Origin of the sequence: Streptomyces sp. CGMCC 4.7035 (assembly GCF_031583065.1) — a bacterium.
GTDB classification, from domain to species: domain Bacteria; phylum Actinomycetota; class Actinomycetes; order Streptomycetales; family Streptomycetaceae; genus Streptomyces; species Streptomyces yaanensis.
The window spans coordinates 3571562-3593789 of the sequence record NZ_CP134053.1; the positions used below are offsets into that span (position 1 = coordinate 3571562).

Consider the following 22228-nt stretch of genomic DNA (forward strand, 5'->3'; position numbering starts at 1 on the left):
CGGTCACGTATGCGAGCCCGTACCGGCGGATGGCGGCATCGACGAGCCGACGAGGGGAGATCCATGCGCTGGCAAGGCGTACACGTGGACCGGCAGGCCGAGACGCTGTTCGGCATCCCGCTCGCGAAGTCCACCCGCACCTGTGCAGTCGTCGAGATCACCGAGGAGCCGTACCGAGACACCCAACCCACGGAGACACCGTCGTGACCACTTTCGCCCCCCCGACCGGCCCCGTCGTGGCCCCTTCTTCGTCCCCCTCGACTTTCGTCGACAGTGCCGTCGAGAACGCGGCCGACGTGTTCCTCGGCCGCGCCGCCGCCCTGTGGCCCGCCGAATCCGCCGTCCGCGACCGCGAGAAGGCCTGGAGCTACGGTCACCTGGACGCCGCGTCCCGAGCAGTCGAGCAGCGCCTCGACGCCCTCGGCATCCGTCCCGGCGACCGTGTCCTCGCCCGCATCGGCAGCGTCTGCGAGTTCCTCGCGCTGCTCTACGGCACCTGGCGGCACGGCGCCACGTTCGTGCCGATCAGCCCCGCCATGAAGGGCTACCACCTCAAGTCCGTGCTGGCCGACTCCGAGCCCGCGCTGATCGTGACCACTCGAGCCGAGGCCACCTCGGCCGACGGCGTCCCGTGGCCGCAGGACGCGACCGTGTTCACCGTCGACGACTTCGACTTCACGCCCGCCGAGAGCTCCGCCGGTCCGGCCCGTCCCGTCCCCGCCGACCGGCTCGCCCTGCTGATCTACACCTCCGGCAGCACCTCCGCCCCCAAGGCCGTTGCCTGCCCGCACGCCCCGGTCGCTTTCGCGGCCCGGGCCATCCAGGCAAGGCTCGGCTACCGGCAGGACGACGTCGTGCTCACCGCCGTACCGCTCTCCTTCGACTACGGCCTCTATCAGGCCCTGCTGTGCGCCCTCACCGGAGCGGAGCTCCTCCTCTCCGACGCGGACGAACACGCCCGCCTGCTCGGCTATGCCCGCGACCGGGGCGCCACCGTCGTCCCCCTGGTCCCCTCCCTCGGCGAACTCTTGGTCCGGCTCACCGCCCGCGACCAACGCCCCACGGCGATACGGCTGTTCACCAACACCGGCGCGGCCCTCAACGCCCCCCTCATCGCCCAGCTCCGGGACCGGTTCCCGGGCGCGCGGGTGGCTCCCATGTTCGGCACCACCGAGTGCAAGCGCATGACGATCCTCGAGCCGGACGGCGACCTTGCCAAGCCCGGTTCGTGCGGTCCCGCGCTGCCCGGCACCGAGATCCTGATCCTGGACGACGACGGCAGGCCGCTGCCTGCCCACGAGATCGGCGAGATCGCCGTCCGCGGCCCGCACGTCATGGCCGGCTACTGGCGCGCCCCCGAACCCACCGCCCTGCGCTTCAGGCCTGGCCCGGACGGGCGGATCACCCTGCACACCGGCGACTACGGCTGGCTCGACAGGGACGGTCATCTCTACTTCCAGGGCCGTCGCGACGACCTGTTCAAGCGGCGCGGGACACGGATGAGCGCCATCGAGATCGAGGCCGCCGCGCTGGACGTCGAGGGCATCCGGGAGGCGGCGCTGCTCGTCCCCGAAGCCGGCCGCGACATGGTGCTGTTCACGGTCGGCGAGCCGACGGCGGAACAGGTGCTGGCGAAGCTGGCCGAGCGCCTGGAGGCGGCCAAGGTCCCGGACGTCTGCCACGTCCTGCCGGCCCTCCCGCTCACCCCCAACGGCAAGACCGACCGCAAGCGTCTCAAGGCCATGCTGGAGGAGTCCGAAGATGCCGGCTGACGAGGATTACGAGGGGCTGCTCGCCGCGTACGGCAGCCCGCTGTACGTCTACGACCTCGCCCGTGTCCGGCAGGCGTACGCCGATCTCGCCGGATCCCTCCCCGAGGGCGCCCGCGTCTACTACTCGCTCAAGGCCAACCCGCACCCGGGCCTGGTCGCCGAGCTGGTTCGGGCGGGCGCCCACGCCGAGATCACCTCGCGCGGCGAGCTGGCCTCCGCCCTGGAGGCGGGGTGTGCGGCGGGCGAGCTGCTGTACTCGGGGCCCGGCAAGACGGCCGGGGAACTCGACGAGGCGGTCGCCCGGGGTGTACGGGCCTTCTCCGCGGAGTCGTTCGGCGACCTGGAGCGGATCGGCGCCGCGGCCGTGGCGCACGGTGCGACCGCCGACTGCGTGCTGCGCGTCAACGCGGCCGGTGCCCCCGGCGATGCCGGCCTCAGGATGACGGGCAGCGCCTCGCAGTTCGGCTCCGACCCGGAGATCCTGCTGGCGGCTCCCGAGCGGCTGCGCGTCCCCGGCGCACGCGTGGTGGGCCTGCACTTCTTCCCGCTCACCAACGCGCGCGACGAGGAGGGCCTGGTCGCCGAGATCGTCCAGAGCATTCGTACGGCGGCAGAACTCCGCGACCGGCTGGGCCTGGCCCTGCGTCTGGTGGACCTCGGCGGCGGCTTCGCGGCGCCGTACGCGGTGCCGGGCGAGCGGCCCCGCTACCCCGGGCTGCGCGCCGCGGTCACCGAGGCGCTGGACACCTCGCTGCCCGGCTGGCGTTCCGGCACACCGGTGATCGCCTTCGAGTCCGGACGCCACCTCGTCGGGGACTGCGGCACGCTGCTGACGACGGTGACGGACGTGAAGGACAGCAAGGGCACGCGGTTCGCGGTGCTTGACGCGGGCGTCAACCATCTCGGCGGGCTGTCGGGACTTGGCCGTCTGCTGCCGATGAAGGCGAGGCCGCTGGGCGGGGACGGCGGGAACGGTGACAACGGTGGGAACGACGGAAGCGCTGCCGGCGAGCCCGAGCGCGTAACCCTCGCCGGCCCGCTCTGCACCCCCGCCGATCTGCTCGGCCGGGCCGTCGAGCTTCCCGGGCTGGGGCCGGGCAGCGTGCTCGCCTTCCCCAACGTCGGCGCGTACGGCCTCACGGCCAGCCTCCTCGGCTTCCTCGGGCACCGGGCCCCGGCCGAGGTCCTGATCGACGGCGCGGAGGTCGTCTCCGCAAGCCGGCTCGCCCTGCACCGCCACCGGATCACGGCGGCCGCGAAACCCGAACAGCGAACTGGAACTGGAGAGTCCGACATGAGCGAACAGTGGGACGCGTCGTACGAGAACCTTCTGAAGGAGGTGCTGCCGAGGCTCGCCGAACAGGACACCGTCCTGCCCGACACCAGCCTCAAGTCTGTCGGCCTCGACTCGCTCGCCATGGTCGAGGTCCTGATTCGCATCGAGCACGAGTACGCCCTCGACATCCCCGACGAGGACCTGGTCCCCGGCGTCTTCGCTACACCGGCGACCCTGTGGACCCTCATCCAGCGGTCCCGGGAGAGGAGCGGTTCGGCAGCCTGACGGCCGACCGGACGGGGCGGGGCACCGACGTACCGACGTCGGTGCCCCGCCCTTCGGCGTGCGTGTCGGTGGGCCGTGGACGCACAGTGGCCCGGACCCCAGGGGACGGGTCCGGGCCGGTGCGGGCGGCAGGGCGAAGGGGGGTTGCTCTCAGGGTGCGGTGACCGCCGTGCTTTCTTGCGGGGCCGTGGCCGACGGGGTGGCGGGCTCCGTCTTCGGCTCCGGGGGCTCCATTCGGTCCAGGCGGAGTGCGGTGTGCAGGCGGCGCAGGGGGCCGGGGGCCCACCAGTTGGTGCTGCCGAGGAGGGCCATGAGGGACGGGACCAGAAGGGCGCGTACGAGGGTTGCGTCGATGAGGACCGCGAAGGCCGTGCCGAGGCCGAGTTCCTGGACGAAGACCAGGCGGGACAGGGCGAGGGCGCCCACCGCGAGGCAGAACAGGGCCGCGGCGGAGGTGACGATGGGGCCGGTCCTGGCCAGGCCCTCGGCCACCGCCTCGCGGTCGTCCAGACCCGCGCCCTTGCCCTCCTTGATCCGGCCGAGCAGGAAGACGTTGTAGTCCGTGGAGAGGCCGAAGGCCAGGGCGAATACCAGCACCGGCGTGGTCGCCTCGATGCCGTTCTGGGCAGTGAAGCCGAGGTTGCCGTGCTGGAAGACCCAGACCAGGAACCCGAGGGCCGCCCCCGTGGACAGCGTGTTCATCACCAGCGCCTTGAAGGGGAGGATCACCGAGCCGGAGAAGGCGAACAGCAGCAACAGGGTGACGACGGCCAGGACCGCGGCGGCCGCCGGCACCTTCGCGCCGATGCTCGACTTCTGGGCGAGGAAGTCAGCCGTCACCCCGGTGAAGCGGGCCCGCACCGGCGCCTTGACGTCCTGCACCCTCACCGCCGCGTCCTTGGCCACCGTGCCGAGCGGTGCCCCGCCGAGCACCGCGTCGACCTCCCAGTGCCGGTCGTCCAAACGGAAGGGCGTGCCCACGGACTCCACGCCCGGTACGGTGCCGATCTGCCGTGCGTAAGAAGTGAGTTGATCCCCGTTCGTCGTGTCCAGGACGATCTGGAGGGGGGAGGCGGGCGGCTTCGCGAAGTCGGAGTCCAGGGCCCGCGAGACCTTCCCCGCACTCGTCGACGCCGGCAGCGTGGAGGCGTCCGCGCCGGTGAACTTCAGGCCGACGACAGGCGCGGCGACGAGCAGCAGCACCCCGGTCGCGGCCACCGCGACGACCGCCGGCCGGCGCATCACGGCGTGCGCGATGCGATGCCAGCGGTCGCCCGCCGCCTCGCCCGCCGTACGGTTGCGCTGCCAGCGACGCGGCGCGAGCGAGTTGACCCGGCGACCCAGGACGGCGAGCAGCGCGGGCAGCCCGAGGAGCGCGAACAGGGCCGCTGAGACGACGGTGATGACGCCCGCCAGACCCATGGACCGGATATAGGGATGCGGGAAGACGACGATCGCCGCGAGGGCCGCGGCCACCGTCATCGAGCTGAAGAACACCGTACGGCCGGCGCTCGCCACTGTACGCCGGACCGCCTCGGCGCCCGGCCCGTGGACGGCCAGCTCCTCGCGGTAGCGGGAGACGATCAGCAGTCCGAAGTCGACCGCCAGACCGAGCCCCAGGGCGAAGGCGAGGTTGAGCGCGCCGGTGGAGACGTCCATGAACTCCGTGGCGATCCGCAGCCCGGCCAGCGTCAGCAGCAGCGTGACCACCGCGCCGACCAGCGGCACCAGCGCCGCCACCACGCCCCGGAACACCAGGACGAGCAGGATGAGGATGAACGGCAGGGCCAGGCTCTCCGCCTTCGCCAGGTCCTCGTTGGAGACCTCCGCGACCTGCACATGGCCCGGCGTCGAACCGCCGAGCCAGGCACGGCCCTTCAGCTCGGGGTTGCCGGCGATGGCCTTCTGGAGGTCCGCCTCCGCGTCGACGGTGGCCTTCTCCTTCATGGCGCCGACCGTGCCCAGAACGATCGTGCTGTGCGCGTCCTTCGAGATCAGCGCCGGGTTCGAGGCCGAGGAGTAGTCCACGACCTGCTTGATCTCGGGCCGCCCGCGCAGGAGTGCGACCGCCGCGGCCACCGGGGCCGGCGGCGCGGCCTTCGGGTCGATTGGGGCGTCGGTGCGGACTAGGATCGCGTACCCCTGCTGGGCGTCGACGCCGGTGGCCTGCTGGATGATCCGGCGGGCCGCCACATTGGCCCCGCCCGGATCGTCGTAGTCGGACAGGCCGTTGGTGAGTCTGCTGTCGACAGTGCCGCCGAATACGGCGGCCAGGGCCGCCGCGAGAACGGCCAGTAACAGGCTGATGCGCCGCCGCGCGTGCAGGGCGGCGCCCAGGGCAGAGAACATGGATCGTCACCTTCCGTCGGTGCTCGCGAGTGTCGGGCCGGGCGCTTTAGTCCCGCTTAAGCCGGGCGCTTTAGGGCGGCAAAAGGCCGTGGTCGCAGACTCGCCACGACTGCGCCGGGCGGTCCGCCCGGTCGGCCAACGCGGCGACGGGAGACCGAAGTTGATCGACAACATGTTCGTCATTGACGCCACCGTGCACCCGTACAACGTGGCGGACGCCAATCTGCGCAAGGATGGCGAGTTCCCCAACCTGCACGCCTTCGCGCTGCGCGAGATGCTCTGGGGCATGCACGAGCGCTTTGCCGTCAAGGGCTCCGAGATCCCGCGCGAGGTGTTCTGCACCGACTGGCCGCCGGAGCTGCTCGCCTGGACCCTGTTCACCGAGTCCGACGTCGACATGGCCGTCAACCACCGGCTGCGCATCGACGCCGTGTTCGAGGACGGCCTGTGCAACGGCGAGAAGAACCAGGTGCTCGTCGAGAAGTGGCCGAACCGCATCGTCCCCTACGCCGGCATCAACCCGGCCGAGGGCATCGAGGCCTGTCTGCGCGACCTGCGCGAGCAGGTGGCCCGGGTGCCGGGCACGATCGGCATCAAAATGTACCCCAACGCCGGTTCGCCCGACCTCAGTTGGCGGCTCGACGACCCCGAGTTCACGCCGCTGTTCGAGCTCGCCAAGGAACTCGGCATCAAGATCATCGCGTTGCACAAGATCGTCCCGAACGGTCTTGTCCCGCTCGGCCCCTTCGGTATCGACGACCTCGAAGCGGTGGCCATCCGCCACATCGACCTCTCCTTCGAGATCGTCCACGCCGGCCTTCCGCCGTTCGTGGAGGAGGTCGCCATGGCGCTGATGCGGCTCCCCAACGTCTACGCCAACCTGGAGATCACCTCCGCCATCCTGGCGCACGGCATGGGGTACGTGGAGGAGGCGCTCGCCCAGCTGATCTCGCTCGGCGGCGCGGAGAAGATCATCTACGCGTCCGGCGCCCTGCACTTCCACCCGCAGCCGGTGCTGGAGAAGATGGCCCGCCTTACCTTCTCCGACCGCATCCTCGAGCGCTACGGCCTGGAACAGATCACCCACGAGCAGCGTGCCGCCTTCCTCGCCGGCAACTACGCCCGTATCGCCGGGATCGACCTGCCGTCGGCCGCGGAGGCCGTCAGGGACGACGAGTTCGCCCGCGTGCGGGCGGAGCACGGGGGGAATCGGCCGATGTGGTCGTACTGGCGCGAGTCCCAGCCGGAGTTGTGGGCGGCGGCGTCCGGGGCGGCGGCATGAGCGGGGTTCTTCCGGAGCGGGTGCGCGAGGCGCTTGGTGAGGTGTACGACCCCTGCAGTCAGTCTTGGCAGCGGCCGATGAGCTTGGTGGATCTGGGGCTCGTGCGGGGCGTTTCGGTGACGGATGACGGGCGGGCCACTGTGCGGATCAGTCTCACCGCGCCGTTCTGCATGGCTGTGCCGGTCATCATGCAGTCGGTGGAGGCGAAGGTGGGGGAGGTCGAGGGGGTCAGCGGGGTCACGGTTGAACTCGACGGGGCCACGATCTGGAGTCCCGAGCTGATGACGGACAAGGGGCGGGATCAGCTGGCTGCGGCTCGGGCCGGTGATCGCCGCAGTCTTCCGCTTGCCGTGGTGGGCGTGTCTTAGCACCGCGGCTACCGGATGACCGGGCGCCTCCTGAGGGAACCAGGGGAGGGGGTGCCCGGTCATCGTTTTGGCTGCGGGTGCGTTGTGGCTGGTCGCGCCCACGCGGCGGTAGCCGCTCTCCTTGTCCAGCTTGGCCAGGAACCTCTTGAACTCCACCGCGCGGTGCCGGCGGTGGAGCGAGCTGATGACCTCGCCAGTGGCCGCGTTCAGGGCGGCGAACAGGGTCGTCACGCCGCCGCGCAGGTAGTCGTGGGTGCGGCGCTCGGGCATGCCGGGCATCATCGGCAGCACCGGCGCCGACCGGTCCAGTGCCCGGATCTGCGACTTCTCGTCCACGCAGAGGACGATGGCCCGCTCGGGCGGGTCCAGGTACAGGCCGACAACGTCGCGGACCCTCTCGATGAACTGCGGCTCCCTGGACAGCTTGAAGGTGTCCACCAGGTGCGGTTAGAGGCCGAAGGTCCGCCAGATCCGCGAGATCGTGGACTGGCTCAGGCCGCCGGACCAGGCTACTTCTACAGCGAATTAAAGACTCAGGACACCAGGTTGGCTACAGGGCTGCCCCTATAGCTGTTACCACCTCAACTGCCGTGTCCCGTCCACCCCTCCGCATCCCGGCGAACTCCAGGACCTGGTCGGTCACGATGTCCAGGCGGCGTGCGGTACGGGGGTCGGTGCACATGTCGTCCGGTGTGAACTCCGTGTCTGCCCGGACCACCACCCCCATCGGCACCGCCCACCCCCGCAGCGCCTGCGCCGAGGCCCGCAGGGACGTAAGAGCCGACGCACCCGCGACCTCGTTCCAGGCCACGCTGACGCAGCCGACCGAGCGGCCGTCCAGGTAGCCGTTGGTGGCGAGGCCCTCCGTGTGGTCGAGGGCGTTCTTCAGGAGGCCGGACATGCCGCCGTGATAGGTCGGGCTGGAGAGCAGGACGCCGTCTGCCGCGGACAGCGCGGCCAGTAGGCGGCGTTCCGCGGCGCTGGGTGTGCGTGTCTCGGGGTCGTACGGCGGCAGCGCCAGTTCCGGGCCGACCAGGGCCGTGACCTCGGCCCCGGCCCGGTGGGCGCGGGCCGCGCAGTACCGCAGGGCGGCCGTGGAGACCGAGCCGGAGCGCAGCGAGCCGCCGAGTGCGGCGATGCGGATCGGACGCATGACAACTCCGAGATGTGTAGTGGGGCTTGTTACAGCCGTGCCGCCGCCGCCCGGGCCGCCTGTGCCGCGCTGAGCACGCAGGCATTGGCGAGCAGGCCCCGCGGGCCGACCCAGTCGCCGGCGACGAAGACGCCAGGGTGGGCGTCGACCGTCATGCCGGGTCGGCCCGGGAGGCCGCCGGTGCGGGCCTCGGGTACAGCGGTCATCGTGGTGATACGGGGCAGGAAGCGCTCGTGGACCAGTACCTCGCGCCAGCCGGGCTGGCACAGGTCGAGCAGGTGGTGGAGCCGTTTGCGCACCTCGGTCGGGCCGAGGCCGGCGCCGTCGTCGTAGCGGGCCAGGTGGAGGACCGCGCCGCCGGCCGGGGCGAGGTGGGCGGTGCGCGAGAAGACGGAGAGGTACAGCGGTTCGTCGACGCCGATGACGAGCGTGCAGGTTGGGTCGGGCAGCCGGGTCAGCGCCACGTCCAGGCATGCCGTGTGTAGTGGGCGGCCCGCGTCCAACGGATCGGACTGACCCAAAAATTGACCCACGGCTCGCTGCGACAGGCCCGCCAGTACCACCGAGCGGGTTCGGATTCCCTGACCGTCCGCCGTGGTGATCCGTGGCCGCTCGCCGCCCTCGACCCCGGTCACCCGGGTGCCCGTGCGCAGCCGTACGCCCAGTGCGCGGGCGCGTGCCAGCAGTGCGTCGATGAGCGTGCGCCAGCCTCCGTCGACGTAGCCCACGCCGCGCCGTACCTCGGCGAAGTGGGTGGCCAGGGCGTTCGCGTCGATCATTTCGGGGCGGCCGGTGTAGGTGCTGATGCGCAGCAGGGCGAAGGCGGCCTCGCGGGCGCGTTCGGTGGGCAGTCGGTCGGCGAGCCACTCGGCAGCGTCCGTGCCGACCAAGGAGGGGCGGCTGCGGGAGAAGGCCAACAGCCTTGCTACCGCGAGGCGTTCGCGCGGGGAGAGCAGGCGGGTGCGCAGCAGTGGGCCGGGGGCCGCGTAGCCGGGATGCAGGGTGCCCTCGCGCAGGGCGAGGGCGGTGGTGAGGTCGGGTTCGCGGGCGGGCACGCGGACGCCCAGGGCGTGCAGTTGATCCCGTGTGGTGCGGTAGAGGGCGCGGGGGCCGAGGGTGAGCCGAAAGCCGTCGTGGTCCGTGGTGCGGGAACGGCCGCCCGGCTCGCCGCCCGCCTCGAGCAGCAGGACGCGGCCGGGGCCTGCGGCACCGGCCAGCCGGACGGCGGCCACGAGGCCGGTGAGTCCGGCCCCGACGACGACGGCGTCCGCCCGCTTGTCGGCCCGCCCGGTCATGCCGCGCCGGCCCCGGGGAGGATGAACGGGAAGCCGTGCCCATCGAGTTCGCGTGCCGAGTCGGTGACCGCGGTGACCAGCGCGTCCAGGTCTTCGGTGCTGTGCGCGCCGCCCGTGAACAGCATGGGCAGGCTGAGCGTGTAGAAGCCGCGGCGGCGCAGCATGAGGGTCAGCAGGAAGAACGCGATCGGGTTCACCGCCCCCGCGAACGCGCGGTAGTCGTCGTAGCTCTCCTTCTCCAGGAAGCCGAACGAGCCGATGAAGTCGCCGAATCCGACCAGTCGCAGCGGGATGCCGGTCTCGGTACGGAAGGCGGTCAGGCGGTCCTGGACGCGGGCGACCTTGGTGCGGGTCTCGGTGTAGTACGTGTCGCGCTGTTCGTGCAGCAGGCGCAGGCTCGCGTACGAGGCGGACAGTGCGAGGTGGTTGCCGGCGTGGGTGGTCTGCACGCAGGTCTTGCGGCCGATGTCGGTCAGCGGCAGGCCGGAGGTCTGGGTGTGGTCGAGCAGCGCCGCCTTCCCGCCCACCGCGGAGAGCGGGAGGCCGAGGCCGCTGAGGACCTTGCCATAGGTGTACAGGTCGGCTTCCAGGCCGAAGTACTCGGCGGCGCCGCCGGGGCCGTAGCGGAAGCCAGTCAGCACCTCGTCCAGGATGAACGGGACGCGCAGGGCACGGCAGCGCTCGGAGACGGCCTTCAGGAGCGGGACGGTGTGTTCGACGAAGGGGAACGAGGAGGAGGCCGCCTCGGTGATCACGCAGGCCAGTTCGTTCTTGTGACGCTCGATCAGTTCTACCGCCCGTATGGGGTCGTTGGGCAGTACCAGCAGGTCGTGCGGGTCCGCCACCGGGACACCCGTGAGTGCGGACTGCCGCTCGATGCCGCCGTCGGGGGCGTTGCCGGGGAACGGGGTCGTGGGGTGGCCGTGGTACCAGAAGGCGGTGTTGTGCATGCCGAGGTCGTGCACGCCGTGCAGGGCGCCCTCGAACTTGGCGACCATCCGGCGGCCGGTGTGCGCACGGGCCAGCCGGATGGCGGCCGCGGTGGCGTCGGTGCCGGAGTTCAGGAACGCGAACTTCTCGCAGTGCGGGACGAACTCGCCGAGCAGATCGACGAGTTGGGCCTCCACGGGCGTGCAGTAGCCGTTGCCGGTGGTGGTCGCGAGCTGGTCGCGAACGAACTCCACCACCGCGTCGGGGCTGTGCCCGTGCAGCGCCTGCGCGCCGAAGCCGAGGTGGCAGTCCGTGTAGGCGTTGCCGTCGACATCGACGATGCGGCTGCCGTGCGCCTCGGTCACCATCAGCGGGAACTGCGGCGAGTGGAAGGGCCAGAAGACATGCGTGGCGGCGTCCCGGGCGCGCAGCGCCTCGGTGGCGGCGGCCGAGCCCTGCTGGCGTTGGGACAGCTCGGTGAACAGGTCGATGAGCCACTGCTCGGACAGCAGGTCGGCGACCAGCGACTCGACGGGCGACGCCGGGGGAGCGGCATGTGTCGTCATCATCAACTCCACGATTTCAAAAGGGGTTCAGAGCGGCTTGGTCGCGCGGAAGACGCCGTAGCGCATCACGTCGCGGTCGTACGCCTGCTTCATCAACGGCACGGAGTTGAGGAAGCGGAAGATGTCCATGCCCTTTGCGCGGACCAGCTTCCAGATGACGGAGGGGTCGCGGACGACCGGCTTGACGATGTCGGTGGACAGCTTCCAGGTGTCCCACACGCGCGGCGACCAGTCGGCCGTCCGGATGTCGGTCAGGCCGAGGTCGGCGGTGAGCTCGGCGTAGTGCTCCAGGGGCAGCACGTGGGAGATCACGAAGTCGCGGTAGATGCGCTGCAGCAGGCGGGTCTCGGCCGGCGCGAGCCGGTCGTCGCGGGCGCACCAGGTGGCGACCAGCAGGGTGCCGCCGGGCTTCAGCACCCGTTTGCACTCGGCGAGGAACGCCTTCTTGTCCGGCATGATCTCGCAGCTCTCCAGCGCCCACACCAGGTCGAAGGTGTCCTCCGGGTAGTCGGTGTGCATGGCGTCGACCAGCCGGAAGGAGGTGAGGTCGGGGACGCCGGCCTCGGCGGCCTTGGCCTCGGCGCGGGTGATCTGCTCGGCGCTGAGGGTGATGCCGTCCACGGTGCAGCCCAGGCGCTGGGCGAGATACACGGCGGAGGCGCCGATGCCGCAGCCGGCGTCGAGGACGCGGGCGCCCTCGGTGACCGGGCCGAAGGAGATGAGCTCGTCGACCAGGCGCACCTGGGCGGCGTGCCGACCCGGGTCGGTCTCGCCCTCGGCCCAGTAGCCATGGTGGATGTGCTCGCCCCACAGGTCCTCGTACAGGTCGATCAGTCCGTCGTAGTGGTCCTTGACCGCTGCGTGCAGGTCCGGGGTGGACCAGCGCGGTTCGAGTGCGCTCGTCGTCATGGCGGGGTTTCCCATCGGCAGGTGAGTCAGGGGTGGGTCAGAAGCGGACGAGCGCCGACTCCATGGTCAGCCCGGGCCCGAACGCCATGAGCACGGCGTGCTCGCCGGGTTCGGGGCGGGACTCGCGCAGGATCCGGTCGAGGATCAGCAGGATGGTGGCGGAGGAGCAGTTGCCGTGCTCGGCGAGGACCGCCCGGGACGGGGCCAGCTGCTCGGGCGTGAGGGCGAGCTTCTCGCCGACGAAGTCGATGATCTTCGGGCCGCCGGGGTGGACACCCCAGTGGCGTACGTCGCCGATGTCCAGGCCGTGCGGGGCGAGCAGCCGCTTCACGAACGCCTCGATGCTCTCGGCGAGATAGAAGGGGACGTAGGGCGAGAGCGTCATCCGGAACGCCACGTCCTCGATGTGCCAGCTCATCGCGTGCGTGGTCTCGGGGTGGGTCTCGGTGTACGTGCCGAGGAACACCGGTCCGGGGCCGCCGTCGTCGGCGCCCAGCAGGGTCATGGCGCCGGCGTCCCCGAACAGGGCGTTGACGACGGCCTGTTCGGCCGTGAACTCGGGGCGCAGATGGACCGAGCACACCTCGGCGGAGCCAGCCAGGACGAGTTCGGCGGGGCGCGCGGCGAGCGCGTCGAAGGCGGTCTTGAGCACGTTGAAGGCGGCGTTGCAGCCCATGTGCCCGATGAAGGTGCGCCTCAGGTCCTGGCGCAGTCCGAACTCCTTGGCGAGCAGGATGTCCGGGGTGGGCCCGGCATATCCGGTGCAGCTGGCCAGCACGAACGTGCCGATCCGGTCTCGGAGTTCGTCCCCTTCGAGCACCCCGCCCACGGTGCGCCGGCTCATGGCGAGGACGTTCTCCTGCCAGGCCTCCATGCGCGGCTTGATGGGCGGATAGCCGTCGGCGTACGAGGTGCGCGGGTCCCAGGCCATGTGCCGCTGGTACACCCCGGAGCCTCGGAAGATCTCCTCGGCCTTCGGCACGTCCTTGAACATCTCGCGGTAGTAGTCGTCGAAGGCGCTCTGCTGCGGTACGACGGTCTCGGGCGAGGCGGTGCGCAGCGCGAGGAGCTTCGCCACCCCGCGGGTGGTCGTACGCCCCGCGGCGGGGGCCTCGGTCAGGGTCGTCATACCGTCGCCCCCGACTCGACCCGTTCCTTGACGGCGGCGAGGAAGCCCTCGGTGACCTGATCGCTTTGCTGCCGGGCGAAGGGCTCGACGAGCGGCAGGACGACGGGCGCGATGTCCACGTCGGCCTCGGAGCGGGTGTCGATCTCCAGGTAGGTGGTGCCGGTCGCGTTGCCAGGGGAGGTGCGGAACACGCCCCAGGAACGGAAGTTGTGCTCGCCGACCGGCTCCCAACGGATGGCGGCCGGGTCGGTGGTGTCGAACCTCGTCCGATGGTCGGGGGTGTGGCTGACGGCACCGTTGGAGATGGTGGCCAGCACGTAGTGGTAGACGTCGTCGCCCTCGGCGGTGAGGCTTTCCACCCCGGGCATCAGCAGGCCGCAGCCCACGACGTCGAGCAACAGCGCGCGCACGGCGGCCGGTTCGGCCTTCACCTCGATGCCGGCCACGCTGGCGGAGCGTATGGAGACCATGGCTGTCCTGTCCTTCGGGGAGGTGCTGGGGAGGCACTTCAGGAGGCGCTGAGCTTGGTGGCGTGGCCGATGTAGCTGGCCGACCGGTCGCCGGTGAGGGCGAACGTGCCGAGCCTGCGGTGGAGCAGCAGCCCGGGCAGCAGGGACGGCAGTGAGCGGACGGGGCCGAGGCCGTGGGTCTCATCGAGGACCAGGCCGGCGTCGTAGAGCAGTCCGCGCAGCTCGTTCGGCCGGATGAACATCTTCCAGTTGTGCGTGCCCGGCTTGATGACGCCGAGCAGCTTCTCGGCCACCAGGATGAGCAGCAGGTAGCTGCGCAGGGTGCGGTTGACGGTGTCGAAGAGGAGCACCCCGCCGGGCACCAGCAGCCGGTCGATCTCGGCCAGCGCCGCGGGCAGGTCGTGGAAGTGCTCCAGGACGTCGGAGGCGACGACGGCCTCCGCGCAGCCGTCCGGCAGTCCGGTGCCGTAGGCGGAGCCGACCAGGTAGTCCACCTCGACGCCGGAGACCGCCGCGTGCCGGCGGGCGGCGGCTACGGTGCCGGCCGACAGGTCGATGCCGGTGACGCGGTAGCCGCGGGCGGCGAGGTTCTCGGAGACCAGGCCGCCGCCGCAGCCCAGGTCGACGACGTGGATCGCGTTGGCGGGGCGGTCCGGGTATCGGGCCTTGAGGACGCGGTCGAAGTAGCCGGTGCGGGCCGGGTTCATCTCGTGCAGGGCGCGCAGCGGGCCCTCGGTGTTCCACCAGTCGTCGCCGACCTCGTCGTAGTACTCGTTGTCGATCGTGACCTGGTTCGGGTCCAGCGTGCCGGCCCGGCCGGGCTTCGTGCGGCCGGGGGTAGTTGAGGTTGCCATCACACCCACCTCGGGGTCTCGACCGGGCTGATGCCCAGGGTGGCCTTGCCGATGAACTCGCGGGCCATGTCATTGGTGAAGGGCAGCAGGGGGCCCGCCTTGACGTCCCGCCAGATCTGGCCGATGCGGGAGCCGTCCCGGATGCCGGAGCCGCCGATGACCTCGAAGGCGGTGGCGACGACGTGCTCGGCCTCGTTGGTGATGTGGTACTTCGGTATGCAGGTGTCGGCGACGAAGGCGGGCAGGTCCTCGCCGGGGTCGACGTGCCGGGTGGCATACTCGATGAGCAGGGCGTCCATGGTGGCCAGGGACGACCGCATCCGGGCGACCGCGAACTGGATGCCGGGCAGCCGCGCGAGGTCGGCGACCGCGGTCGTGGACCGGCCCCGGGTGCGCTCGACCGCCAGCTCGTACGCCCGCTCGGCCAGCCCCAGGAAGACGGCCGCGAAGCAGTAGTGGCCCCACTGCTGACGGGCCATGACAAACAGCGGGGTCAGCCCGTCGGGGAAGACGGAGTCCTCGGCGTCGACGGGCAGCGAATCGAGCTTCAGCGAGTGGGAGCCGGTCATCGGCAGCGCGAAGCCGCTCCAGCGGGAGACCACGTCGACGCCCTGCCGGGGCTTCTCGACGAAGAACGCCGCGAGGTTGAAAGGGGGTTCGAGGTGGGCGTCGTCCAGGCCGGCGGTGACGACCAGGTGGGTGGCGGCGTCGAACCCGGTCGCGAAGTGCTTCAGCCCGTCCAGGACGAACCCCTCGGGCGTACGGCGGGCGACGGTGGACGGCCGCACCCAGTTGCCGCCGGAGCCCTCGTCGGTGAACGGGCCGACCACGAACGCCCCGTCCCGCACCGCGCCGAACATCCGCTCGCGCACGGCCACACCGAGGTCGCTGCGCATCGAGCCGGTCAGCACGGCGTGGATGGCGAGGGTGAACGCGGTGGAGCCGCAGCCGCCGGCGATGATCCGCAGCAGCCGTGTGTTCTCCTCCAGGGTGGCCTCGAGACCGCCCAGCTCGCGCGGGACGTTGACGGCGGTGATCCCGGCCTCGACGAGGTCGCGGATGTTCTCGGCGACGAACTCGCCGGAGTCGTACGCCTTCTGGGACCGTTCCTCGAACCGCGTGGCCAGTTCGCGCGCGGTCTGCTGCAACTCGGCCCAGCGCGCGGCCCGTTCGGCGTCCGTGCCCAGGGCCTCCGTGACAGTGGTGGACATGATGGGCTCAGCCCTCCCAGCGGGGTTCGGCGAAGACCGGCACTCCGAGCGCGTGCTTGCCCGCCCACTCGGCGGTCACGTCGGAGTTCGGCGGGACGAGCAGCCCGGCCACCACGTCCCGGTAGGCGCGCTGCAGCGGGTGCGCGGACAACAGGGCGGAGCCGCCCTGGACCTGCATCGCCAGCACGACCACCTCGTGGGCCAGGCGGCACACGCTGTTCTTCATCACGCTCATCTCGATGTAGTGGCCCAGCGGGTCCGCGGCGATCTCGGTGTCGTGCTCGGCGCGTACGGCCTGGTAGAGGTGGGCCTCGGCGGCGGCGAGCCGGGTCCTCATCTCGGCGACCCTGAACTGGACGCCGGGCAGGTGGGCCACGGTCCGGTCCAGCACGTGCAGGGTGCGGCCGCGCTGTTCCCGTACGACCTGCTCCAGGGCGCCGCGGGCGATGCCGAGGAAGACGGAGGCGAAGCTGCACCAGGCCCAGTGCACGCCCTGCATGAACATCAGCGGCAGCGCGCCGGGCCGTCCGATCATGTACTCCTCGGCGACGAACAGGTCCTCCAGGAGCAGCGAGTGGCTGCCGGTGGCACGCATGCCGGCCGCGTCCCACTCGGCGGTGACGCGGACACCCCGCTCCGGCTTCGGCACGAGGAAGCCGACGGGCTCGGGCAGCCCCCGGTCGTCGGTGCGGGCGGCGGAGAGGAAGAGCAGGTCGGCGGCGGGGAAGCCGGTGAAGAACCCCTTGCGCCCGTTGAGGAGATAACCGCCCTCGACCGGTTGGGCCTTGGTGGTGGGATGCCACCAGTTGCCGCCGACCCCGGGCTCGCTGAAGCCACCGGCGATGACGGATCCGCGCTGCGCGATGGCCTCGTAGGCCCGCTCGGCGGCGGGCCCGCCGATCCCGGCGATCATCGCGATCCCGTGCACATGCATGTTGACGGCGAAGGCGGTGCTCGCACAGCCGGTGGCCAACGTCTCCTGCGCCCGGCACAGCTCCTCCAGCCCCGCTCCACCGCCGCCGTACTCGCGCGGCACGGTCATCGCGGTGTAGCCGGAGGCGACCAGCTCGCGGACGTTCTCGTGCGGGAAACTACCCGCCGCGTCGTGCTCTGCCGCCCGGCCGGCGAACCGCTCGGCCAACTCGGCGGCGAGCGCGACGTAGTCGGTGCGCGCCGGCGCGCCCTGGGTGAGGGTCATCGTGCGCTCCCCGCCATCAGGGGCCGCCCCTCGGGCACCGCCAGGGTCAGGTAGCGGACGAGGCTGCCGACTGTGTCGCCCTCGGCGCGAGTCGCCATGGCCAGCCAGTCCGCGATCTCCACCTCGCCGTACACCTCCCGGATGCGCTCGAAGAGTTCGGCCAGGTCCACCGAGTCCAGGCCGAGGTCGCCGGTGAGCCGGGAGCGCTCGGTGACCTCCCGGCCGGCCGTCTCGGGGCGTACGGCGACGAGTTGCTCGATCAGGGTCGTCATGAAGGCTTGCGCCCGGTCGTCCTGCACATCCACTCCTGGAAGCCGAGAGAAACCGCTGCCTGCGGGTGCGGTGCCGTTCGCCATGGTGGGAGCGGGGGCTGTAGCGGCGGTTGCGCGGCGCGGGAGAGGCACGGGAGGGGGTGCGGTTCGGGCGTGGGGAAGGGGACCGGCGGTGCGGGAAGGGGTGCGGTTCGGGCGCGGGGAAGAGGTGCGGCGGTGCGCGAGAGGTGCGGTCCGGGCTCTGCCAGGACGGCGGAGCGGGCTGGGCGAAGTCCGCACGGTTCGGCAACGCCCTGAAGGGGCGCGGGGCTGTATCGAATACGCGGCTACCGCCGCGTGGGCGTGACCAGCCACGACGGCGCAGCAGACAACCAACGACACATCGCGGCACTACCGACGGAGCGCCAGGGTGCCGTTCCGGCCATTTACGCTACGGCCGTTGCGAAAAGCAGTCCACTCTCCCTACCCTCAATAGCGAAACGGTCGTATCGAAATAACGCCGGGAAGGAACGACGCGTGACAGCTCCCGTCGCCCGCAGAGGGCGCCCCCGCAGTGAGGACGCCGACGGACGGATCCTGGAGGCGGCGCGCGAGCTGCTGTTCGAGTGCGGGTACGACGGGTTCGCCATGGACGAGGTCGCCGCCCGTGGCCGGGTCGCGAAGACCACGCTCTACCGGCGCTGGCCCACCAAGGATCATCTGCTCGTCGCCCTGGTCGCCAGGATGCAGGACGAGGTGCCGGTCGCCGACACCGGGCACCTCAGACAGGACCTGGTCGACTACCTCACCGCGGTGGCGGACGGCCTCAACCGGATGAGAGCGGTCGGCCGCCGCGGCAACCCGGAGGACCGGTCGGCCGGTGTCGTCGCCGAGTTGGTCGCCGCGGCCGGCCGGCACCCGGACGTGGGCGAGGCCGTACGGGCCCTGTTCGCCCGCCGCAACATCCTCCCGCTGGCCCTGCTCGACCGGGCCCGCGAGCGAGGCGAACTGCGCCCCGGCGCCGATTCGGAGGCGGTCTTCGACCAGCTGGCCGGGGCCCTGTACTACCGGCTCCTGGTCACCGGCGCGCCCATCGGTGCCGAATACGTCGAGCGGCTGGTCGACCAGGTGCTCGCGGGAGCCGCAGGGCACACCACCCCCCACCCAGAGAGGACCCGGTCATGACCCCCACCCAGGTCTTAGCCCGGCCCGCCCCGCCGACCACCGCCAAGCCCCGGCGCCGACGGCGCAGGTGGGCCCTGGTATCGCTGTCCGGATTGGCCGTCGTACTCGGCGGGTACACCTGGTGGACCCACACCCATGCGGTACGGCTCACCGCCTCCGTGGAGATCAAGGCCGCGCCGGAGGAGGTCTGGAAGGTGCTCACCGACTTCTCCGCCTATCCGCAGTGGAACCCCTTCATGACCCGGGGCGAGATCACCTCGGGCGACCGGCTGCGCCCCGGTGCGACCATACGCATCCGGCTGGACCAGCCGAGCGGCACCTCGACGATGACCCCCGAGGTCCTCAGCGCACGCCCTGGCCATGAGCTGCGCTGGCTCGGCAAACTCGGCCCCGGCTGGCTCGTGGATGGCGAACACCGGTTCCTGATCGAGAAGGCGGGCCCCGGCGTCGTACGGCTCACCCAAAGCGAGAGCTTCACCGGTGTCCTCGTTCCGATCGCCGAGGGAAAGCTGCAGGACGAGACGCTGCCCAAGTTCCGGGCGATGAACTCGGCGCTGAAGGAGCGCGTGGAGTCGGCGCGGCGTTGAGCCGCGTGGAATCGGCGTGGTGATGAACACGTCCGGCGCAAGCACCGCTTAAGACCGCCCCAGGACGATCCGGTCGCAGCGTACCGATCACGAGACGACCCGCTCGAGAAGGACATCACTGCCGGAGAGGAGACACGATGCGGTGGGAAGGTGTGTACGTCGCGGGTACGGGGGTGTGGCTCGGCGAGCCCGAGTCCGCCCGCTCGGCCGTGGAGTCCGGTGCGTACGACGCGGAGCAGGCCGCGGCCGACGAGATCCTGTCCGTGTCCGTCGCCGAGGAGTCGACGGCCCCTCCAGACATGGCGATCCACGCCGCGACGACCGCACTCAAGCGGTCCGGCCTCGACGCGTCCGCGGTGGGCCTGCTGATCCACAGCAGCATCTGGTTCCAGGGCGTCGAGATGTGGCCCGCCGCCTCGTACGTCGCCGCGCACGCCCTGGGCCGGGACGTGACCGCGTTCGGCTTCGAGCAGGAGTGCAACGGCGGCCTCGGCGCACTGGAGATCGCGGCCCGGCAGGTCGCTGCCGGCACCTCGGCCGCCATGGTCACCACCGCCGACCGGTTCGGCGCTCCGCTGGTGCAGCGGTGGAGCAGCGAGCCCGGCTTCGTCTACGGCGACGGTGGTACCGCCGTGCTGCTGTCCGCCGCCGGCGGCTTCGCCCGGCTGCTGTCCACCGCGAGCGGATCGGACAACTCCCTGGAGGCGGTGGTCCGGGGCGCGGCGCTGCGGCCGCTGCCCTCCGGCGAACCCCTGGACCTGCTGGGCCGCGTGCAGCACTTCGCGCGCGCCCACGGCAGCGTCCGGGAGGCGACGGAGCGGGTGGGCGCGGTAATGAACGCCGTCGTCGACACCGCCCTGGCCGACGCGGGCATCGGTCGGCAGGACGTGGCCCGGGTGGTGACCCTGGCCAGCGGGCGCAGCCGACTGCAGTGGCAGGTGCCGGTGCTGCTCGGCCTCCCCGTGGAGCGGTCCACGTGGGACTTTGCCCGCAAGGCCGGCCACCTGGGCGCCGGCGACCAGATCGCCGGCTTCAACCACCTTGTGGAAGCGGGGGTGTTGAGCGTTGGGGACCGTGTGCTGCTGGTCGGCGGCGGCTCCGGGTTCAGCTGCACCTGTGCTGTGCTGGAAATGGCCGAGGTACCCGAGTGGGAGCCCGTCGGCTGAGGGGAATGACGAGTGGGGCCGGATGCGGTCCGACAGCGAGGGGAGAAGCATGGTGACGATCGAGCCCACCGGGGCCACGAAGCGGGCCAGGTCGGTACCGATCCGGGTGGCCTGGGGAGTACTGGGGACGCTCCTGCTGGTCTGGGACGTCTTCGAGGCGGCCAAGCACGCGGGGTGGGTGATCCCGGCGGCCGTCCTCGGCGCGGCCCTGCCGGAGCTGGCCCGCCTGGCGGGCCTCGGCCAGGCCCATGAGCCGGGTCGGCTGCCCCCGAGGGCCGTACCCCTCTACAACTTGCTGCACCGTCCGCTGCCGCCGTTCGCGATCATGGTGGTCTTCTCGTTCCTCGGCGACAGCCCGGACGACATCGCGGCGCCCTTCACCTTCGGGATGTCCTGGCTGACCGTCATCGCACTCGGCCGTGCGCTGGGGTACGGGCTGCGTGCTCCGGACGGCAGCCTGCGGTAGCGCTCCGCTCGGAGTGCCGCGATGTGGCGTGGGTTGTCTGCTGCTCCGTCGTGGCTGGTCACGCCCACGCGGCGGTAGCCGCATATTCGGTACAGCCCCGCGCCCCTTTGGGGCGCTGCCTCGCTGCCCGTACGCCTGGGCCCGTCGCCTTTCGAGGCTGCGGGCCCGTCGGTGTGTGGGGCCGGTGGGCTTTATTGGCGCGCAAGGCCTTGCTGCGAGCCTCGGCTGACAGTCCCGTACGCCAGCCCTTTCGTGAAGCACTGGAGGCCACACGATGGACACTGCCTCAGCGCCCGCCGCCGAGACCCCTGCGGAGCCCGGGCTCCAGTACCCCTTCCACCGCCCCTCCGCCGTGCAGACGCCGCCCGTCTACGAGGAGTTGCGCGCCAAGTGCCCTGTGGCCCATGTCCGGCTGCCCAGCGGTGACGAGGGGTACGTGGTGAGCCGCTACGACGATGTCCGTACCGTCCTCGCGGACCCCAGGTTCAGCCGGGCGGCCATGCTGGCCGAGGGTGCCCCGCGGCTCACCGCGGCCCCGCCCATGGCCGGCAGCCTGTTCACCATGGACCCGCCCGAGCACACCCGGCTGCGCAAGCTCGTCTCGCGGGAGTTCACCGCCCGCCGGGTGCAGAACCTGCGCCCCCGTATCCAGGAGCTCACCGACTCACTGCTGGACGAGATGGAGAAGCTCTCCCCGCCCGTCGACCTCAACCCGGTCTTCGCGTTCCCGCTGCCCGTGATGGTCATCTGCGAGCTGCTCGGTGTGCCCTTCGAGGACCGGGACCGCTTCCGTGCCTGGTCCGACGCCTTCGTCTCGCTCACCTCGCACACCGCCGAGGAGGTGATGGAGCAGCGGATGGCGATGGTCAAGTACCTCGGTGAGCTGGTGCAGCGCAAGCGCGAGGAGCCCTCCGACGACCTCCTGGGCGCCCTGGTCCAGGTGCACGACGAGGACGGGGACCGGCTCAGCGAGCACGAGCTGATCACCATGGGCATCACCCTGCTGGTCGCCGGGCACGAGACCACGGTCAGCATGATCGGTACCTGTGTGCTGACCCTGCTGAGGCATCCCGAGCACCTGGCCGCCGTGCGTGAGCGGCCCGAGACGATCGACCACGTGGTGGAGGAACTGCTGCGGATCAACCCCATCGGGGACGGCGGGCCGTTCCGCATCACGCTGGAGGACGTCGAAATCGCCGGTACGACCATCCCCAAGGGCAGTGGTGTGATCGCCTCGGTCTGCTCGGCCAACCAGGACGCGGAGCGCTTCGGGGAGACGGCCGGCTCCTTCGACCCGGCGCGGTCCTCGGCCTCCGCCCATCTGGCGTTCGGGCACGGTGCGCACTTCTGCCTCGGTGCCGCCCTCGCCCGCGCCGAACTGCAGATCGCCGTCTCGTCGCTGGTCCGCCGCTTCCCGCGGCTGAGCCTGGCCGAGGAGGTCGGCAGCCTCACCATGACCAGCGGCATGATGGTGCACGCCCTGACCGGTCTGCCGGTCACCTGGTGACCCGCGGACGGTGAACGAA

Annotated in this window: 21 protein-coding genes and 1 pseudogene; 10 read left to right on the top strand and 12 right to left on the bottom strand. The window is 71.3% G+C overall.

Annotation, left to right across the window (positions count from 1 at the left end):
* Positions 1–63 precede the first annotated feature (63 nt).
* The 3 genes from Q2K21_RS15205 to Q2K21_RS15215 all read left to right on the top strand — a co-directional run bounded on the left by Q2K21_RS15205 (position 64) and on the right by Q2K21_RS15215 (position 3333).
* Complete coding sequence (locus tag Q2K21_RS15205) at positions 64–207, top strand: hypothetical protein (protein ID WP_310770967.1); 144 nt, start codon at positions 64–66, stop codon at positions 205–207.
* An 89-nt stretch (positions 208–296) separates the two neighbouring features.
* Positions 297–1772, top strand: coding sequence for a class I adenylate-forming enzyme family protein (locus Q2K21_RS15210; RefSeq protein ID WP_386275999.1), 1476 nt, complete (start codon positions 297–299; stop codon positions 1770–1772).
* Entirely contained in the window at positions 1762–3333 is a 1572-nt protein-coding gene (locus Q2K21_RS15215) for a phosphopantetheine-binding protein (RefSeq protein WP_310770971.1), read from the top strand. Before Q2K21_RS15210 ends, Q2K21_RS15215 begins: the two co-directional genes overlap by 11 nt.
* A 150-nt stretch (positions 3334–3483) precedes the next feature.
* Here the strand turns inward: Q2K21_RS15215 and Q2K21_RS15220 are convergent, their stop codons facing one another.
* A complete protein-coding gene (locus Q2K21_RS15220) occupies positions 3484–5682 on the bottom strand; it encodes an MMPL family transporter (RefSeq protein WP_310770973.1) in 2199 nt (732 codons plus the stop codon).
* A gap of 172 nt (positions 5683–5854) precedes the next feature.
* Here Q2K21_RS15220 and Q2K21_RS15225 point away from each other — a divergent pair, with 172 nt between their 5' ends.
* Both Q2K21_RS15225 and Q2K21_RS15230 read left to right on the top strand, forming a co-directional pair.
* A complete protein-coding gene (locus Q2K21_RS15225) occupies positions 5855–6964 on the top strand; it encodes an amidohydrolase family protein (RefSeq protein WP_310770975.1) in 1110 nt (369 codons plus the stop codon).
* Entirely contained in the window at positions 6961–7332 is a 372-nt protein-coding gene (locus Q2K21_RS15230) for a metal-sulfur cluster assembly factor (protein WP_310770977.1), read from the top strand. The genes Q2K21_RS15225 and Q2K21_RS15230 overlap by 4 nt, the downstream gene beginning before the upstream one ends.
* Before the next feature lie 117 nt (positions 7333–7449).
* Here the strand turns inward: Q2K21_RS15230 and Q2K21_RS15235 are convergent.
* From Q2K21_RS15235 to Q2K21_RS15285, 11 genes and pseudogenes are all read right to left on the bottom strand, one after another.
* A pseudogene (locus Q2K21_RS15235) lies at positions 7450–7830 on the bottom strand (IS630 family transposase); the annotation flags it as partial.
* A 52-nt stretch (positions 7831–7882) separates the two neighbouring features.
* Positions 7883–8485, bottom strand: a complete 603-nt coding sequence (locus tag Q2K21_RS15240; RefSeq protein WP_310770979.1) for an NADPH-dependent FMN reductase — start codon at positions 8483–8485, stop codon at positions 7883–7885.
* Between the two features lie 29 nt (positions 8486–8514).
* Positions 8515–9780 carry a phytoene desaturase family protein gene (locus Q2K21_RS15245; protein WP_310770981.1) on the bottom strand — a complete coding sequence of 422 codons (1266 nt, stop codon included), beginning with the start codon at positions 9778–9780 and terminating at the stop codon, positions 8515–8517.
* Positions 9777–11279, bottom strand: a complete 1503-nt coding sequence (locus Q2K21_RS15250) for an aminotransferase class III-fold pyridoxal phosphate-dependent enzyme (RefSeq protein WP_310770983.1) — start codon at positions 11277–11279, stop codon at positions 9777–9779. The genes Q2K21_RS15245 and Q2K21_RS15250 overlap by 4 nt, the downstream gene beginning before the upstream one ends.
* A gap of 24 nt (positions 11280–11303) precedes the next feature.
* Positions 11304–12185, bottom strand: coding sequence for a methyltransferase domain-containing protein (locus Q2K21_RS15255; RefSeq protein ID WP_310770985.1), 882 nt, complete (start codon positions 12183–12185; stop codon positions 11304–11306).
* A 37-nt stretch (positions 12186–12222) separates the two neighbouring features.
* On the bottom strand, positions 12223–13314 hold the full coding sequence (locus Q2K21_RS15260) for a type III polyketide synthase (protein ID WP_310770987.1): 1092 nt from the start codon (positions 13312–13314) through the stop codon (positions 12223–12225).
* Positions 13311–13784 carry an SRPBCC family protein gene (locus tag Q2K21_RS15265; protein WP_310770989.1) on the bottom strand — a complete coding sequence of 158 codons (474 nt, stop codon included), beginning with the start codon at positions 13782–13784 and terminating at the stop codon, positions 13311–13313. The genes Q2K21_RS15260 and Q2K21_RS15265 overlap by 4 nt, the downstream gene beginning before the upstream one ends.
* Before the next feature lie 38 nt (positions 13785–13822).
* Positions 13823–14638 carry a bifunctional 2-polyprenyl-6-hydroxyphenol methylase/3-demethylubiquinol 3-O-methyltransferase UbiG gene (gene ubiG / locus Q2K21_RS15270; protein ID WP_310770992.1) on the bottom strand — a complete coding sequence of 272 codons (816 nt, stop codon included), beginning with the start codon at positions 14636–14638 and terminating at the stop codon, positions 13823–13825.
* Positions 14638–15849: an acyl-CoA dehydrogenase family protein gene (locus tag Q2K21_RS15275; protein WP_310770994.1), complete on the bottom strand. Its 1212-nt coding sequence runs from the start codon at positions 15847–15849 to the stop codon at positions 14638–14640. Before Q2K21_RS15275 ends, ubiG begins: the two co-directional genes overlap by 1 nt.
* A gap of 7 nt (positions 15850–15856) precedes the next feature.
* Complete coding sequence (locus Q2K21_RS15280) at positions 15857–17047, bottom strand: acyl-CoA dehydrogenase family protein (RefSeq protein WP_310770996.1); 1191 nt, start codon at positions 17045–17047, stop codon at positions 15857–15859.
* Complete coding sequence (locus Q2K21_RS15285) at positions 17044–17346, bottom strand: acyl carrier protein (RefSeq protein WP_310770999.1); 303 nt, start codon at positions 17344–17346, stop codon at positions 17044–17046. Before Q2K21_RS15285 ends, Q2K21_RS15280 begins: the two co-directional genes overlap by 4 nt.
* A gap of 489 nt (positions 17347–17835) precedes the next feature.
* On the opposite strand from Q2K21_RS15285, the gene Q2K21_RS15290 reads away from it, so the two are divergent.
* The 5 genes from Q2K21_RS15290 to Q2K21_RS15310 all read left to right on the top strand — a co-directional run bounded on the left by Q2K21_RS15290 (position 17836) and on the right by Q2K21_RS15310 (position 22209).
* Complete coding sequence (locus Q2K21_RS15290) at positions 17836–18483, top strand: TetR/AcrR family transcriptional regulator (RefSeq protein WP_310771001.1); 648 nt, start codon at positions 17836–17838, stop codon at positions 18481–18483.
* On the top strand, positions 18480–19070 hold the full coding sequence (locus Q2K21_RS15295; RefSeq protein ID WP_310771003.1) for an SRPBCC domain-containing protein: 591 nt from the start codon (positions 18480–18482) through the stop codon (positions 19068–19070). Before Q2K21_RS15290 ends, Q2K21_RS15295 begins: the two co-directional genes overlap by 4 nt.
* A gap of 137 nt (positions 19071–19207) precedes the next feature.
* On the top strand, positions 19208–20236 hold the full coding sequence (locus Q2K21_RS15300; RefSeq protein WP_310771005.1) for a ketoacyl-ACP synthase III family protein: 1029 nt from the start codon (positions 19208–19210) through the stop codon (positions 20234–20236).
* Between the two features lie 49 nt (positions 20237–20285).
* The gene (locus Q2K21_RS15305) at positions 20286–20702 is read left to right on the top strand and encodes a hypothetical protein (RefSeq protein ID WP_310771007.1); all 417 of its coding nucleotides are present in this window, start codon (positions 20286–20288) and stop codon (positions 20700–20702) included.
* Between the two features lie 274 nt (positions 20703–20976).
* A complete protein-coding gene (locus Q2K21_RS15310; RefSeq protein WP_310771009.1) occupies positions 20977–22209 on the top strand; it encodes a cytochrome P450 in 1233 nt (410 codons plus the stop codon).
* Positions 22210–22228 lie beyond the last annotated feature (19 nt).

Bases quoted from the DNA above. Each gene is read 5' to 3' on its own strand.
- Q2K21_RS15205 (WP_310770967.1), top strand. From the start codon at position 64: ATGCGCTGGCAAGGCGTACACGTGGACCGGCAGGCCGAGACGCTGTTC.
- Q2K21_RS15215 (WP_310770971.1), top strand. From the start codon at position 1,762: ATGCCGGCTGACGAGGATTACGAGGGGCTGCTCGCCGCGTACGGCAGC.
- Q2K21_RS15220 (WP_310770973.1), bottom strand. From the start codon at position 5,682: ATGTTCTCTGCCCTGGGCGCCGCCCTGCACGCGCGGCGGCGCATCAGC.
- Q2K21_RS15225 (WP_310770975.1), top strand. From the start codon at position 5,855: ATGTTCGTCATTGACGCCACCGTGCACCCGTACAACGTGGCGGACGCC.
- Q2K21_RS15230 (WP_310770977.1), top strand. From the start codon at position 6,961: ATGAGCGGGGTTCTTCCGGAGCGGGTGCGCGAGGCGCTTGGTGAGGTG.
- Q2K21_RS15240 (WP_310770979.1), bottom strand. From the start codon at position 8,485: ATGCGTCCGATCCGCATCGCCGCACTCGGCGGCTCGCTGCGCTCCGGC.
- Q2K21_RS15245 (WP_310770981.1), bottom strand. From the start codon at position 9,780: ATGACCGGGCGGGCCGACAAGCGGGCGGACGCCGTCGTCGTCGGGGCC.
- Q2K21_RS15250 (WP_310770983.1), bottom strand. From the start codon at position 11,279: ATGATGACGACACATGCCGCTCCCCCGGCGTCGCCCGTCGAGTCGCTG.
- Q2K21_RS15255 (WP_310770985.1), bottom strand. From the start codon at position 12,185: ATGACGACGAGCGCACTCGAACCGCGCTGGTCCACCCCGGACCTGCAC.
- Q2K21_RS15260 (WP_310770987.1), bottom strand. From the start codon at position 13,314: ATGACGACCCTGACCGAGGCCCCCGCCGCGGGGCGTACGACCACCCGC.
- Q2K21_RS15265 (WP_310770989.1), bottom strand. From the start codon at position 13,784: ATGGTCTCCATACGCTCCGCCAGCGTGGCCGGCATCGAGGTGAAGGCC.
- ubiG (WP_310770992.1), bottom strand. From the start codon at position 14,638: ATGGCAACCTCAACTACCCCCGGCCGCACGAAGCCCGGCCGGGCCGGC.
- Q2K21_RS15275 (WP_310770994.1), bottom strand. From the start codon at position 15,849: ATGTCCACCACTGTCACGGAGGCCCTGGGCACGGACGCCGAACGGGCC.
- Q2K21_RS15280 (WP_310770996.1), bottom strand. From the start codon at position 17,047: ATGACCCTCACCCAGGGCGCGCCGGCGCGCACCGACTACGTCGCGCTC.
- Q2K21_RS15295 (WP_310771003.1), top strand. From the start codon at position 18,480: ATGACCCCCACCCAGGTCTTAGCCCGGCCCGCCCCGCCGACCACCGCC.
- Q2K21_RS15300 (WP_310771005.1), top strand. From the start codon at position 19,208: ATGCGGTGGGAAGGTGTGTACGTCGCGGGTACGGGGGTGTGGCTCGGC.
- Q2K21_RS15305 (WP_310771007.1), top strand. From the start codon at position 20,286: ATGGTGACGATCGAGCCCACCGGGGCCACGAAGCGGGCCAGGTCGGTA.
- Q2K21_RS15310 (WP_310771009.1), top strand. From the start codon at position 20,977: ATGGACACTGCCTCAGCGCCCGCCGCCGAGACCCCTGCGGAGCCCGGG.